We start from the raw sequence: 14,687 nt of genomic DNA on the forward strand, positions 1-14,687 counted from the left end.
TTTGAGGCGCTATTAGTAGTTACTCATACGATCCGGGGACGGGGCGGGAAAAAGAGATGGTTGGGCGGACCGGGGGCGCTTCACGTCCCCTCGAGTGCTTCCATGGCAAGGCCTTCGAACTCATGGCCCAGCTGCGCAAACGTCCTCTCGACCTCGGCGACCCCCGCCGGATCCCCCAGTTTCAGCAGGGCGGCGGCGGTCAGGGCCCGGCAGCACTCGGACCGGCTGGTCCTGAGGATGCCGATCAGCGGGTCGACCGCCCGGGGATCACCGATCTCGGCGAGTGCCCAGACTGCCGGGTTCTTGATATCGTCGTCCGCGACGAGCAGGACCCCGATGAGCGGCTCCACCGCTTCGGCCCCGGTTCGGGCGAGCGCCATCGCCACGGTCCAGCGTGCATCGCTGTCGGTGGCGAGCAGGGCCTGCACCAGCGGCCCGATCGCCGGCGCCCCGATGGTCCCGAGACTCCCGACAGCCTGCAGGCTGGTGTAGGTGTCGGCGTTCAGCATGACGTGCATCAGTTCCCGGACCTGCCCGGGCTCGCCCGCCTTAACTTCTCTCCTCTCGATCGTCTTCTGCATCTCCTCACCTCCTCTTTACAGATGGGGGGTGTCCCGGCGTTACAATAAGCCTTTACGCACCGGAATCGCCGTACAGTACTGCGGAACGGCAGTGCCGGGCATAGATTTTTATACCCTTCCGCGGCGGCCGGTGGAAGCTCCGCTCCTAGCGGAACGTCGCACCCTTTGAGACACGCGTCGCCACTCGAAAACACTTCGCGTTTTCTCAAGTTACTGCCCTAGCAGTAACTGCCGCCATCATGCCGAGCACCCTGCCGTCTTCGCCGATGATCGGCGTCGCGAGAAGGTCCACCCGGAACTTCGCACCGCCGTTCCGGATGCCGGCCCGCTCGCCATGCCAGGACCCGCCATCGAGAACCATCCGGATGATCTCCCGCATCTCCTCCGGCTCTTCCCAGAACCGGGAGAAGTGTGACCCCCGCACCTCCTCTGCTGTCGGGTAGTTCCAGAGGGCGAGGTAGGCGGCGTTCGCGTAGGTCACCACCCCGTCCGGGGCGAGGAGGGCGACCGCACGCCCGGTGCAGGCGATAGCCCGGTCTTTGAGGAGCATCTCCTGCTCCCGCCGCCGCAGGTCGGCGATGTCCGCGACGAGGAGGCGGTAGGCCCGCGTCTCCTCGGTGATATCCTCGCAGGTCGAGTACTCTGTCCCGTCGCAGAGTGTTACGAAGCGGGAAAGAATCGTCTTCCTCGATCTGTCCCGGCACCGGACAGTAAACGTCCGGGGCCTGACCTGGCCTGGAACCGACCGCTCAAGGTCCGATCGCCAGGCGCCGAGGGCTTCCTGCCGGGCCTCTTCGTCCGGGAAGATCAGCCGGGTCCACTCAGCGACCGTGGGCGCCTCGTCCGGACCGTAACCGAAGATCTCTACGAACCGGCGGTTGACGTAGACGAACCGCCCCTCGCGGTCGATGAGCGCGACCCCGAAGGGGGACGAGTCGACCATGCCCCGGAACCGGGCCTCGCTCAGCCGGAGCTGCTGGGCGGTCTCGCGCCGCGCGAGGGCGATCGAGGCCTGCCGGACGAACGACTCCACCGTCTCCCGGTTCTCGAGTTCCCTTCCGGCGGGGAGGAAGATGCCGGCGATGCCGAAGAGTTGCTCGCGCCAGACCAGCCCTATGATGCACGTCTTCACAATATTGAATCGGGAGAGGATCGCCTCGCAGACCTCTTGTGGGACCACCCCGAAGCAGAGGTCGTAGAACGACCATGAGGACGGTTCGGGGCGGAAGACAAACTCCCGCAGGCCGCGCAGCAAGAGGGGGGTCTCGTTGTACGGGGCCTCCAGGAGACGGGTGACCGGGAGGATCAGGCCGAGGGGGTCGCGCCCCAGAAGTGCCGTGACCCCCTCCCGGAACCCCTCGCCTCCAACCGCCTGGACGACGAACTGACGGTCGGGCTCGTCGTAGGAGATGATGAAGATGTATGTCCCCGGCGCGAGCTCCATGAGCCGGTCGACGATGTACTGGTAGATATCGCCCACCGGCGGCAGATCGACGAGGTCGGTCGCCGTCCGGGCGAGGAACATCGTGTTCCGGATGTACTGTTTCCGCTCGGTGATATCCTCGAGCACGACGGTGCAGCCCTTCTCCCCGCCCTCAAACGTCGTCGGGATCGCCTGCATTTGGTAGAAGGACTCGCTGCCGTCGTCCCGCCGGTGCTGGATCTCGGCGATCACCTGCTCGCGCTCGAGGCCCTCGACCACGGCGAGCGCCTCCGGCGAAGAGACGACCGGGAGGGCCGCATCGCGGATGTTGCAGCCGACGATCTCATCTTTTGTACGCCGAAATCGCCTCAGGCACTGGTCGTTGGCCTGGACGATCGTGAGGTCGGCATCGAGGACCAGGATCAGGTTCTTCGTGAAACAGAGAAACGCCGAGAGAGGTATACGCTGCGCGACCGAGTAGACCTTGGCGTTGCCGACGAGCCGCGCCTCGACCTGGCCTTCTGCCTGCATCACCTCGAGGTGCCTGGAGACCGAGTTCCGGTTTGCTCCGAGGGCCCTTGCGATCTCCGTGATCGTCATACCCTTCGGCCGGAACTTGAGGGTCCGCAGGATCCTCCCCGGGAGATCCTGATCCGGCTGCATGCCATACCGCCGTTGTAGGCCTGCGTATAATATATACTTCTTTCGTCTTGCGGCGGGGCTGTATCTCCGGCGGATCGAATGCCTCTCTCAGGAGGCGGACGGCACCTCCGGAACGCAGACGCTCATCGGTGCGCAGGGAGGCCGGGGGAAGATCGGCCGGGGTGCAGGGATTTATGGGGGGAGGACGTATCCTGTAGGACAGGCCCGGAGGGCAGCCGATTATGGAGGACAGAGAACTCGTCAGCATAACACAGGGAGCGCTCGCGATCATGAACCCGACCACCCCGGCAAAAGTGCTCGCCGCGGGAAAGGCGGCAGGGCTCGGCAGGGGGACCCGCGTCGTGGAGACCGGGTGCGGGAACGGGACGATCCTCGCGCTCTGGGGGCAGGAGTACGGGATATCCGGCCTCGGCATCGAGTCCCGCGAGGACGCCTGCAACCGGGCGGAGGAGACGTTCCGGGCGGCGGGGCTTGGCGACCGGCTCAGCGTCCGGTGCATGGACGCCCGCGACTACGCCCCCGACGAACCGTTCGACTGCGCCGTATCGATCGGGGCGTCCCACATCCAGGGCGGGTTTTCGGCGACGCTCGATTCCCTCCTCGGTCTCGTCCACGACGAGGGGACGATCGTCATCGGCGACCGTTGCTGGCGGTCGGACCGCGTCCCGCCGGAGTTCGCCCGCGAGTGGCCCGACGTCCTGACCGGCTACGAGATCCTCGGCACCGCCCGCGAGGCCGGGCTCGACGTCGCCGCCGTCATCCGGGCGGGTCCCGAAGACTGGGACCGCTACGAGTCGGCGATCTGGCAGGCGGTTCTCTCCTGGCTCGGCAGCCACTCCGACCACCCCGACCGCGACTTCATGGTCGGCTACCTCCGCCGCGTCCAGGACGAGTACTTCGGCTACGGCCGGGAGTATATGGACTGGGCGATGTATGTCATGGTGCCCGGCTTCTGGTGAGAGGAGGTCTCGCGCGAAGCCGCGAAGAACGCGAAGTTCGGCGAAGTGGTATTGACGGTTATCTTCGCGCTTTCGCGCCTTCGCGTGCGGATGGTTCTCATGGTCGCTGGGGGGGCAGGGAGTGCGACCTTTGACGGGAATTTTCCCCTGAGCCAAAAAAGGAAGTTCCGGTTACGCTCCGGCATACACCCCGGAGCCGACGAACCATTTCTCGTCCACCGGAGCGACGTAGCAGAGTTTGAGCCCGTCAAGCCCGGTATCCGGGTTGTAATAGGTGACGTAGACGAACCCGCCCCCGGCCTCTGCTGCGGCGCTCTCAAGCAGGATCACCCTGACGCCGTACCGGTCCTCGAAGTCGAGACGGTTCTTCCCGATGAGATCGGGCTGGTAGGGGAGGGCGAGCGTCGTCCCGTCCGTCCCGTAAGCAAAGATGTATGCCCCGCCGTCGGCGAAGTCACCGGAAAGGTCGTTGAAGGCTGCGCATGCCGTCTCTCTCCCCTGCTCCTGAGCAAAGCCCCTTGCGGCCTTCACCCGCTGGACGAGCGTCTCCCTGACGCTTGTGTTGAAGTCGGTCGCGACCTCAGGGATGTAGATCCCCGACCCGACGAACCAGGTCCCGTCTACGGGGAGGACGTAGCCGAGTTTGAGTTCCTCCGCGTACCCCCGCGCCGGGTTCGGGTAGAGATAGTAGATGCTGCCGCCCCCTTCCGCCGCAAGCCTGCTCATGCCGTAGATATACGCCACGCCGCTTGAGTCGTGCACTTCGCTACGGTTCGTCCCGATGAACGCCGGCTGGAAGGGAAGGGCAAGGACGGTGCTGTTCATGTCGTAGGCGAAAATGTAGAGCTCATCCCTGGCGAATTCTCCGTCGGGGTCGTTGAACGCGGCAAGTGCCTCCGTCCGGTCGTGCTCCCGTGCATACGCCGCAGCAGAGGCGACGAAAGCCTTCATCTCCTCGGCCGCATCCGCCGCAGGGGGCCTCTCGCCTGCCGGGGCCTGCTGCCGCTCCGCTGCGTCGAGGTTCCGCGTGACGACGACGCGCCATTCGGCTCCGTCGATCCCGGCAGTCCCCCAGATCGCCTCCTTGGTCACGTTCCGCTCCCAGCTCCGGTCCCAGAACGAATACTCAAGAGATCCCGTGGGTTCGGCGACGATCCGGGCAAACGCTTCCTGGAGCCCCGGTACCTGGTAATCGGGGTCCGAGAAGAGGTTGCGCCCGATCTCCTCGGGGGTGGTGTCGTAGATCACCCGCCCGTCGGTCTGCGCCACCCAGATGTCGTACGGGGTGCCGTTCGTCAGGGGCGCGATCGTCCGTCCGATGAGGGCGTCGGGCCTGTAGGCGATGCTGACGAATCCCAGGTACTCCGTCCCGCAGATCGGGTAGCTCTGGGTGATCCCGGTGAATCCCTCATTGAGGTAGAAGGCCTCGCTCATGAGCGGCGCCCGCTCCCGGACCGCTCGCTGAACCTGCGGCTGGGACGAGACGTCCGTGTTCACGAGGCCGGCATAGTTCTCGGGCACGGCCATAACCACGATACCATCTCTCGATATCACGAGGTATGACTCGGCCCAGGGGTACTCCAGCAGCGTCTGCTTCAGTGCTTCTTTCCCTGCAGCGCCCGAAAGCCCGGTCTCGCCGAGCACCCGGGCATCCTCCCCGAGCGAAGCCCCGACCGAGGCGAGCTCCTGATCTATCGCGAGGACGGCCTCCTGGAGGACGGCGTCCCGGGTCGTCTGCAGGGGGGGCTGGCTCTCTTCCATGCAGCCTGCTCCGAGCACCGTGACGGCGATGACGAGAGCGGCAGCGATCGTACATATGCGCATAACCGAAATTACCCCGGCCTGCAGTTAAATATGCCGAAATTCCAGGAGCCTGCCCGGGAAATATTTCACAAAACCCCGGAATTTCCATGCCCTGGCAGTCGTTTTTGCGCTGCACTGCGCCGGACGCACGGATCCGCGAAACGGATCGTGGGAGGTCTGTTGCCGGGATCCGCAGTGCGCGATGCAGGATGGGCGTCTCCGGGCTGCGGGGGTCGATCGTTCGGGTCCCGGCCGGACTCCGGGCGGAAGTCGTATGCGCCTTCATGCCGGGTGCCGGCAGAGAAACACCGGGAAGGAATCGCCTCCTACTTCCGTCGTTTTATTCTCGTTTGTTTACCTATCCGGAACTCCGACGCTGCAGATACTCGTGAGAATCGAGGACAGTTCAAAAGTTTTTCGGCGATTCGGGCTGAGATTGGCGGCTAATGGGCGAAATAAAATAGAATCGTATAAATACCGCATGGATCATCTAATATCTTGGGGAACCTTACCCCGGTGACATGAGAGAACTGTAAACGCGAGTGGAGCACGCCCCGGATGGGAAGTGCTCGTACTACTCACTCGTCGCGTGCGGCGTTCGGCACGTGTGGGCGGTCGGGTGGGTATCCACCCCCTGTGCCCCCTCTGACGCTGGTGCGCCCTCTTCTTCGTTCAGACACAGCCTTGCTTCATCTTCCACACCGGAGGGGGATGCTCTCCTCTCGCGCCATCCCTGCAGCGTGGCTCACATGTACAGCGCCTGGAGGGCGACGACCTCGGCGCTGTCCTTTGCCCCCGCGTAGTCCTCGAGCGGGTCGGCGTTCACCTCGAGGAACCGCAGCCCCCACCCGAACGGGGCGAGGATATCTCGGGCCTGCTCTTTCTCGCCGAGGATGTAGAGGGTTGCGGCCATCGCCTCCACCGAGGTCAGGCGGAACGGCCGGCCGAAGTTCACCGGGTTTGCGGCAACGAGGAAGGGAAGCGCCCGGCGGTTGCGCCAGGAGGCGACGGCCCCGGTGTCGAGGACCTCCCAGGAGCAGTCGAGCGCCGTCACCGAGGGGAGGTCCCGGTCGGCGGGAGAGACCGCTCTCTCCGCCGTCGGGTCGAGGAGGAGGGTCGAGCGGGGGATCTTTGCAATGCTTGTGACGATCGTGACGAGCCCCCGCTGCGCGAGTTTCTTCATCGTGCATTTCCGGGGGTCGCAGGTATTGTCCCGATAAGCGTAGAGCCGTATCATCTGCCTTGTTATGGTACGCCGCCGAGATCCTATCAATGTACGTGCTCGTCGCTCCCTGCATCCTCAATCCCGCCTGCCGTGCCCGCGGGATAACGACAGAGGAGGATCTCCGCTACTTCCACCGGGCCGCGGAACGCTGCCGGCGCTTCTCGGTCGAGATGGTCCCGCTCCCCTGCCCGGAGACGATCTACCTCGGCGCCGACCGGGAGCCGGGCTCGTTCCTCGACCGGCTCGCGACCGATGAGTTCTCGGCGCTCCTCGACCGGCTCGAGGCAGAGGTCCGCGCCCTCATCCGGGAGCGGGGCGAGCCGCCGCTTGCGATCGTCGGGGTCGACTCCTCCCCCACCTGCGGGGTGACGGCCACCTACTACTCGTCCGTGAAGCAGCCCGGGCGGGGGGCGTTCCTCGCCCGGTTCCCGGATATCCCGGCAATCGACGTGAAGGAGTTCTCCCGCTACCGGGTCTACCTTGCAGGCCCGCTCTTCTCGGAGGCTGAGAGGGCCTACAACCTCGTTCTCCGCGACCTCCTCGAAGCCCACCTCTTCGACGTCTACCTCCCCCAGGAGGTGGGGGACACGAGCTGCACCCGGTGCCGGGAGGAGCACCGGACCATCTTCACGCAGCATCTCCGGGTGCTCCGGGATATCGATGCCGTCGTCGCGGTCATCGACGGCGCGGACGCCGATTCCGGGACATCGTGGGAGATGGGGTATGCCTACGCCCTTGGAAAAAAGATCGTCGCGCTCCGGACGGATTTCCGGATCGCCGGGCAGAACGAGCTCGTCAATCTGATGCTCGAGGAGTCGGCGAGGGTGGTCGCGGCAAAAGAGGACCTCCCTCAGGCGCTCGGCTCGCTTCTTCCTGCGTCAGGGTGAGGCCGGCCGCCTCTTCTCCATCGAAAGGACGTTTCTGTCGCCGATCCTGGCATAGGAGACGCGGTCCGTCACCGTCCGGATGAAGTGGACGCCGAGCCCCCCGATCGGCCGCTCTTCTACGGGGGTATCGAGAGACGGCTGCGGGGCGTTGAGCGGGTTGAACGCGACGCCGTCGTCGGCGATCGTCACGCAGACGGCCTCATCGTCTACCGTGCAGCCGACCGTGATCGTCCCGGCCTCCCCGTCGGGGTAGCCGTAGAGGATGGTGTTGCTGCAGGCCTCGTCGACGGCGAGTTGCAGGGCAAAGATGAGTTCATCACCGCTACCGTTGAGTTCTTCGGCGAGAAATTCGGCGATCGTCGCGAGCGCCGAGAGATCCGCCCGTATCGTGAGTTCAGCCATCATACCACCCGCAGTATCATGAGTGTCTGGTCGTCGAATTGCGGTTCATCTCCTGAGAACCCGGCTACCGCGCCGCGGATCCGGTCGACGATCTCGCCGGGGGAGAGGTCGCGGCAGCCCGTGACGGTCTCGATCAACCTCTCCTCCCCGAACTGCTCCTCGCCGGGATTGATCGCCTCGGTGATCCCGTCCGTGTAGAGGAGGAGGAGGTCGCCGCTCGCAAGCGCGACGGTCTCCTCCCCGTACTCGGCCTCCGGCATGACCCCGAGGATGATCCCCGTGCCCTCCAACCGGACCGGCCGGACGGCGCCCGACCGGAAGAGGAGAGGCGGGTTATGCCCCGCGTTGACGTAGGTGAGCGTCCGCTTCGCCGGATCGGCGACCGCGTAGAAGAGGGTGACGAACATCCCGGACTTCGCGTCCTCGGCGATGAGCGAGTTGGCTTCGCCCACGGCCTCGCGGGCGCTCCGCGGGACCAGGGTGTTCGCCCGCAGGACCGTCCGCGAGAGCGCCATGAAGAGCGCCGCCGGGACGCCCTTCCCGGCGACGTCGGCGATGGCGAAGGCCGTCCGGTCTCCGGGGAGCGGGATCGCGTCGTAGAAGTCGCCGCCGACCTCCTTTGCCGGGAGCGAGAGGGCGGCGAGTTCGATCCCCGGAACCTCCGGCAGCCGTTCGGGGAGGAAGCTCATCTGGATGTCGTGGGCGATCCTGAGTTCGGCCTTTTTGCGCTCGAGTTCGGAGAGGTAGGTATCCCGCTCGGCCTTCGTCTGCCGTTCGGCGATCAGGTTTCCGATGATGAGCGCGAAGACGAAGACTCCGGTGGCATTTGCGATGGTCATCGGGAGGGCCACCCCCTCGACGACGGTGAGCGCTTGCTCGAACGGCCGGCAGATGGCGAGGGTGAGCCCCATGTGGAAGGCCTCCATCCCGACGGCGAAGAGGACCGCGCCGTGCATCCCGATGAACTTCCTCCCGGCAAGAAGGAAGATCAGCCCCCCGAAGAGACCCGCCAGGACCGTTGCGGCCGCGCACGGGAGGGCGGTGAACCCGCCGAGGGAGAAGCGGTACGCGGCGCCGATCAGGCCGGCGCCGAGTCCCACCACCGGGCCGCAGGCGAGCCCCCCGACCATCGGGCCGAGGTCGCGGACGTTTGCCGTGGCGCCGAGGATGGTGATCCCGCTCTCGGTGCCGTAGATGGAGAGCGCGCCAAAGAGGAGAGTGAGGATGGCCTGGCCTTTCCAGGTGAAGACGCCGTCGAGCACCTGGGTGAACGACGCCGTCCGGGTGATCAGGTAGGCGACCACCACGACGACGCAGATCATCTGCAGGAGCACAAAGAACGTATCGCCGTAGCCGGAGAGTGCCATGCCGGTCTACACCCCCTGGCGCGCCCGCTCAGGGCTCCGCCGGGAACCCGGCAAGCGCCGCCGCTTCGTCGGGAGCGAGGGAGAAGATCCGGTGGAACCCGGCCATGGTGAAGACCTCGAGGATCTGCGGGTTTCCGCAGGCGATCCGGAGCGTGCCGCCGTCCTTCTTCAGCCGCTTCAGTGCGGCAAGCAGCACCCGGAGGCCGGAGCTGCTGATGTAGCTGAGATCGCAGAGGTTGATGAGGAGGTGCCTGCTTCCGGTATCGAGTACCCGGTTGATCCGCTCTTCTGCCGCCTCCGAGGAGGAGGCATCGAGCCTGCCCTTCACCGCGACGATATCGACGGCGCCTGCTCTCCTCTCGGTAATCTCCAGGTGATCGCGCATTTATCAACTATTTCAATCTGATGGCTAAAAGATGTTGCTCTGCGTCCGGCGAGAGCGAAAAAATGAGGGTGTATTGAGGGTGTGTGATAACCATCCGGTTGCGGCAGGGCGGCCTTCGGGCGGTTGTGCCTTCCGCCCGGGTGCCTCTGCTCGCACCGTGCCGGTATGAGTGTGTTCAGAGAGGTGTGCCTGTGTTGCTTGCTGCCGGGGTGTTCTCCGGAGCGGACGTCAACCCTGACGTTGATGCAATCAGCGTGGTGAATGTTCCGTTCACCGTCCCAGCCGATTCTCGTCTCGGTTTCGGACCACCTGTGCCCGTGTGGTCCGGGTCGTCGGTGAGATTCCCCTTCTCCCCGACTCTGGGGATCATATGTTGATCGATATATTTTATAAACCTTTCTGTTATTGCCTTGCATTGGGGCGTGGCATTGCATGTGGCATCATAGCATGCGACACTGCAAAACCCTATATTCCCCGGCGCGAAATCCTGTTTGCACATGGATCATATTACCGACACACTCTCACCCCTGCTGAACGCCCTAAAAGAGCACCCGCGGGGCATGTCGGTCTCCGATCTTGCTGCCGCCGTCGGAGTCAACCGGAACACCGTCTCCCGGTATCTCGACGTCCTCCTCGTGTCGGGCCAGGTGGAGATGGAGACCTACGGGAAGGCAAAGGTCTTCTACCTCTCGCAACGGGTTCCTATCGCCGCCATGCTCAACTTTTCGTCGGATCTGGTCCTGGTCCTCGACCGCGACCGCCGGATCGTCCAGGCAAACGATGCCGTCTGCACGTTTGCCGGGAAAGATCGGGACGAGATCATCGGCAGGAGCGTCGAGGAGTCGCCGCTTGCGGCGTTCGATCATCCGCTGATCCGGAGCCGGATCGCCGACGCCTTGAACGGTGGTGAGGTCACGGAAGAGCTCCGGTTCCTGCGGCGCGACGAGGAGCTCTTCTTCCGGATCAAGTTCCTCCCCACCGTCTTCAACGACGGGGCGCCGGGCGTCACCATCATCCTCGAGGATATCACCGAGAGCCGCAGGGCGGAGGAGGCCCTGCGCGAGAGCGAGATGCTTTTTCGGAGCCTCGTCGAGAACATCAACGACCTGATCCTGAACGTCGACGAGACCTGCACGTTCACCTACGTCAGCCCCAAAAGCCGGGAGATCCTCGGTTACGCGCCCGAAGAGATGATCGGGAAGACACCCTGCGACTTCATGGGCCGGGAGAAGGCAGAGCGGGTCCACGAACAGTTTGCCGCCCTCTTTGCGGACCCCGAGCCGAAGGTCCTCTTTGAGTGGACGATGCACCATCGTGACGGGAGCACCGTCGTCCTCGAGGCGGGCGGGACGCCGATCTATGATATGATCGGGGAATTCACCGGCTACCGGATGGTCTGCCGCGACGTCACCGACCGGGTCCGTGCCGTCAAGAGGGTGGCCCAGTGGAAGTCGTTCCTCTACTCGGTCGTCAACAACATCCCGAGCATGGTCTTCGTCCGTGAAGTGGAGGGGAACACCTTCGTCTTCGCAAACCATGCCGCAGAGACGTTCCTTGGGAAGACGCAGGAAGCGATGGCCGGGAAGCAGGCCGAGGACCTCTTCCCGCTGGAGATGGCGTCTTTCTTCGCCAACGGCGACCGTGATCTCGCGGAGAGGGCGTTCGCCCTCGAGGAGAAGGCGCACCTCCCCGGCGGGCGGACGCTCTCCATGAAGAAGATCCCGGTCTACAACTCGCACGGCAGGCTGAAGTACATGCTCGGCATCGCCGAGGATATCACCGACCGCGCCGCCGCCGAAGACCTCCTCGTGGCCGAGCGCGACCGGGCGCAGGGCTACCTGGATGCAGCCGGAGTGGTGATCGCGGTCATCGGCGCGGACGGCACCATCGACTTCGTCAACCGGAGGGGGTGCGAGGTTCTCGGCTGCGTCGAGGGGGAGCTTGTGGGGAAGAACTGGTTTGGAACGGCCGTCCCGGAGCGTCTCCGCGACCGGCTCTCCCGGAACTTCGCCCGCCTCGTCGCCGGCGGGCTTGAACCCCCGGCCTTCGAGGAGAGCCCCATCGTCACCCGCGACGGTCGGGAGAAGCCGATCCTCTGGCACAACGCCCTTCTGCGGGACGCGGACGGCAAGGTCGTGGCGATGGTGAGCTCCGGCGAGGAGATCGCGGAGTAATCCCGGCCGGACCTGCGGGTCCGGGCGATAAGTCACCTCTTAAATACGCCGCGGGGCACATAGAGTAATGGTGACAACCTTGGTGGACATAATCTCCCTTGTCCTTATCGCTGTCGTGGTGCTGGTCGTGATCGGCGTCGCGGCGGCAGCCATCGGCATCTACAACCGGTTCTTCTCGCTCAAAAACTCCGCCGAGGCGACCCTCGGACAGGTGAAGGTCGCGATGAAGAAGCGGCTGGACATGATCGAGCAGCTCCTCGGTGCGGTGAAGAGCTACGCAGCCTTCGAGAAGGAGACCCTGACCGGGGTGACCGCGATGCGGGCCCGTGTCGGCAGCGCCGGTCCCGGCGACCTGAACGAACTCGAGCGCGAGTCCCGGTCGGTCCTCGGGCGGCTCATCGCCGTCGCGGAGAACTACCCGGACCTCAAGACCTCGCAGACGGTGAAGGACCTGATGGGCTCGGTGAGAGGGGTCGAGGACGAGATCGCCCGGCACCGCTACACCTACAACAACATCGCCCAGCAGTACAACACCATGACCGATACGATACCCTCGAACCTGATCGCCGGCGTCATGGGCTTTACGAAGCTGCAGTACCTGGAGTTCGGCGAGGAGATCGAGCGCGTCCCGACGATAGCGTTCTGATGAAGTGTGGGCATGACTGAACGGCAGCAGATCATCATCCTTGTTGCCATCACCCTTCTTGCCGGGGTGCTGGCGGTCGCGGGAGCCCTTGCTCTCCCCGACCTTCTCCGGGGCAGCCTGGAAGTCCAGGATTACGATGCCGTCTTTTACGAGAACGGGACGTTCATCGAGCGCTACACCTACGACGTCCGTTCCGCGGGGGAGTACCGGATGCTCTTCCGTTACTGGGACGCACCGCTCACCTTCGCCGCCGTCGACCGGCCGCATATCGAGTTCGTCCAGATGACCGCCCCGCCCGGGACCATCGGTTACGTCAGGAACGCGGAGGGCGAGGTGCGGACGGCCGCCGGGAATCCGAGCCCCTCGGACCTTGCGGTGATCCGGGACCTCGCGTTCGAGAACGAGGTGGGCCTCTACAACCCCGGCTACTTCGCGCCGGGGACCTACACGGTGGAGTACCACTACCGGATCCGGCCGCCGATCGAGCACGACGACCAATGGGCGCACCTGAACCTCCGGCTCGTCGACGAGCATGTCCCCTACCGGAACCTCCGGATCGCCCTGCCGTTCGCCGGGTATATCGAGGAGGTCTACACTCATCCCCCGACCCTCGAGGTCGAGCGGACGGCGGATGCCGTCATCATCACGGGGAGCGCCCCGCAGGGCGACTCTCTGAACGTCGAGATGATCCTCGATCCGGCGTTCATGGAAGAGATCGACGGGTTCCCGCAGTTCGTCTCCGATGTGCGGCAGCAGGCTGCCGACGCCAACCGCTGGTCCCCTCTCCTCTACGGGGCGGCGAGCGTCCTCTACTGGCTTGCGATCCTTCTCGTCCTCCTGATGCCGTTCATCCTTCTCGGCGTGTATATCCGCTACGGCAGGGAGAAACCGTTCACGGTGCCGGAGTACCTGAGTTTCACGCCGAACACCGCGCTCAAGCCCTGGCAGGTGAACCTCCTCTTCAAGGGCGACGCTCTTGAGTTCGATGACAACGGGTTCTACGCGACGGTCCTCGACCTCCACCGGCAGGGGAAGATCGTGGTGACGGAGAAGCCGGAGGGCGGAGGGGTCACGGTCCGGATCGTCTCAGGGGAGTCGACCGATCCCTACGAGCAGCGGGTCCTCAACTTCCTTGCCAACATCGCCGACGACCACGTCGTGGATACCGCCGAACTTACGGCGCTCGCCGAGACCGCCCGGCGGAGCCCGGGTTACCAGCACCGGATCATGCAGTATCAGCAGTCGCTCACCGCTCTCTCCCGGAATGTGGACACCACGCTCTCCCGGCGGTATATCCGCGACGGCCGCGAGCTCGTCCTTCCGCTCGTCTTCCTCGGGGCCATCCCCTGCGGGCTTGCGATCCTCGCGTTCATCCTGGCGCCGGGTGCGGTCAATCTTCTGATCCCGGCCGGCATCCTCTTCTTCATCGTCGCGGTCCAGGTCGGGATCGCGGCCCTCTTCCCCTCGACCCTTTTTGGGATCTGGAAGGACGACCACTACAAGGAGAAACTCGAGTGGGACGCGTTCGCCTACTTCCTCTCGGACCTCGCCCTGATCCGGCAGTACTCTCCTGCCGACCTCTCGATGTGGGGCGAATGGCTGGTCTACGCGACCGCCCTCGGCCTCGGCGATAAGGTCGAGCAGGCGATGAAGAACTTGAACATCAGCCTCCCGGACGTCGGGGTGCCGCTCTACTCGAATATGCCGATGATCTTTGCTCCCATCGTCCTCTTCTCCCCGCCCTCGAGCGGCGGCGGCTTCGGTGGCGGCGGCGGCGGGTCGTTTGGGGGCGGCGGCGGCTTCGGCGGCGGCGGCGTCGGGGGACGCTGACGCTCCCCCCTCCCTCTCATTCGCACCTGACGGTGCTCAAACTCCGGCCCTTTGGCCTATCGCCCCTCGCACCTGACAGTGCTCAAACTCCGGCCCTTTGGCCTATCGCCCCTCGCACCTGACAGTGCTCAAACTCCGGCCCTTTGGCCTATCGCCCCTCGCACCTGACAGTGCTCAAACTCGCTTCGCTCGCCCTTCGCGGCTTCGCGCCTTCGCGTGAGCTTGACGACAGAGGCATTAACGAAGTCTCACGCGAAGCCGCGAAGAACGCGAAGAGAAGGAGGAAGTTAACCGGCACTCGCGACTCTCAGACCTTAGCGCGAGGTTACGTTACAATACAGC

At 64.8% G+C, this 14,687-nt stretch carries 12 protein-coding genes; 5 read left to right on the top strand and 7 right to left on the bottom strand.

All coding sequences use genetic code 11. The features are described 5' to 3' along the window. Nucleotides 1-80: 80 nt before the first annotated feature. Both F8E02_RS03620 and F8E02_RS03625 read right to left on the bottom strand, forming a co-directional pair. A complete protein-coding gene (locus F8E02_RS03620) occupies nt 81-581 on the bottom strand; it encodes a HEAT repeat domain-containing protein (protein ID WP_317064099.1) in 501 nt (166 codons plus the stop codon). 205 nt (nt 582-786) lie between these two features. Beyond that, nucleotides 787-2,667 carry a PAS domain-containing protein gene (locus F8E02_RS03625; protein WP_317064100.1) on the bottom strand — a complete coding sequence of 627 codons (1,881 nt, stop codon included), beginning with the start codon at nt 2,665-2,667 and terminating at the stop codon, nt 787-789. A 221-nt stretch (nt 2,668-2,888) separates the two neighbouring features. Between F8E02_RS03625 and F8E02_RS03630 the strand changes: the two genes are divergently transcribed. Then, the gene (locus tag F8E02_RS03630; RefSeq protein ID WP_317064101.1) at nt 2,889-3,626 is read left to right on the top strand and encodes an SAM-dependent methyltransferase; all 738 of its coding nucleotides are present in this window, start codon (nt 2,889-2,891) and stop codon (nt 3,624-3,626) included. A gap of 171 nt (nt 3,627-3,797) precedes the next feature. On the opposite strand, the gene F8E02_RS03635 is transcribed toward F8E02_RS03630, so the two are convergent. Together F8E02_RS03635 and F8E02_RS03640 are read right to left on the bottom strand one after the other, a co-directional pair. Continuing rightward, a complete protein-coding gene (locus tag F8E02_RS03635; protein WP_317064102.1) occupies nt 3,798-5,450 on the bottom strand; it encodes a cache domain-containing protein in 1,653 nt (550 codons plus the stop codon). Between the two features lie 724 nt (nt 5,451-6,174). Continuing rightward, nucleotides 6,175-6,666 carry a DUF367 family protein gene (locus F8E02_RS03640; protein WP_317064103.1) on the bottom strand — a complete coding sequence of 164 codons (492 nt, stop codon included), beginning with the start codon at nt 6,664-6,666 and terminating at the stop codon, nt 6,175-6,177. Nucleotides 6,667-6,701: 35 nt separating this feature from the next. Between F8E02_RS03640 and F8E02_RS03645 the strand changes: the two genes are divergently transcribed. Next, nucleotides 6,702-7,541, top strand: a complete 840-nt coding sequence (locus F8E02_RS03645; protein WP_317064104.1) for a nucleoside 2-deoxyribosyltransferase — start codon at nt 6,702-6,704, stop codon at nt 7,539-7,541. Here F8E02_RS03645 and F8E02_RS03650 read toward each other — a convergent pair. Genes F8E02_RS03650 through F8E02_RS03660 form a run of 3 tightly spaced genes read right to left on the bottom strand, consistent with a single transcriptional unit; the run spans nt 7,533 to nt 9,695 of the window. After that, the gene (locus F8E02_RS03650; RefSeq protein WP_317064105.1) at nt 7,533-7,943 is read right to left on the bottom strand and encodes an ATP-binding protein; all 411 of its coding nucleotides are present in this window, start codon (nt 7,941-7,943) and stop codon (nt 7,533-7,535) included. The two genes, F8E02_RS03645 and F8E02_RS03650, sit on opposite strands and share 9 nt — an antisense overlap. After that, on the bottom strand, nt 7,943-9,310 hold the full coding sequence (locus F8E02_RS03655) for a PP2C family protein-serine/threonine phosphatase (protein ID WP_317064106.1): 1,368 nt from the start codon (nt 9,308-9,310) through the stop codon (nt 7,943-7,945). Before F8E02_RS03655 ends, F8E02_RS03650 begins: the two co-directional genes overlap by 1 nt. A gap of 28 nt (nt 9,311-9,338) precedes the next feature. Then, nucleotides 9,339-9,695: an STAS domain-containing protein gene (locus F8E02_RS03660; protein ID WP_317064107.1), complete on the bottom strand. Its 357-nt coding sequence runs from the start codon at nt 9,693-9,695 to the stop codon at nt 9,339-9,341. Nucleotides 9,696-10,192: 497 nt separating this feature from the next. Here F8E02_RS03660 and F8E02_RS03665 point away from each other — a divergent pair, with 497 nt between their 5' ends. From F8E02_RS03665 to F8E02_RS03675, 3 genes are all read left to right on the top strand, one after another. Further along, the gene (locus tag F8E02_RS03665; protein ID WP_317064108.1) at nt 10,193-11,869 is read left to right on the top strand and encodes a PAS domain S-box protein; all 1,677 of its coding nucleotides are present in this window, start codon (nt 10,193-10,195) and stop codon (nt 11,867-11,869) included. Between the two features lie 67 nt (nt 11,870-11,936). After that, the gene (locus F8E02_RS03670; RefSeq protein ID WP_317064109.1) at nt 11,937-12,515 is read left to right on the top strand and encodes a LemA family protein; all 579 of its coding nucleotides are present in this window, start codon (nt 11,937-11,939) and stop codon (nt 12,513-12,515) included. 12 nt (nt 12,516-12,527) lie between these two features. Next, a complete protein-coding gene (locus tag F8E02_RS03675) occupies nt 12,528-14,345 on the top strand; it encodes a DUF2207 domain-containing protein (RefSeq protein WP_317064110.1) in 1,818 nt (605 codons plus the stop codon). The last annotated feature ends 342 nt before the right edge of the window (nt 14,346-14,687 follow it).

It is taken from the genome of Methanoculleus caldifontis, assembly GCF_032842345.1.
Taxonomy (GTDB): Archaea; Halobacteriota; Methanomicrobia; order Methanomicrobiales; family Methanoculleaceae; genus Methanoculleus; species Methanoculleus caldifontis.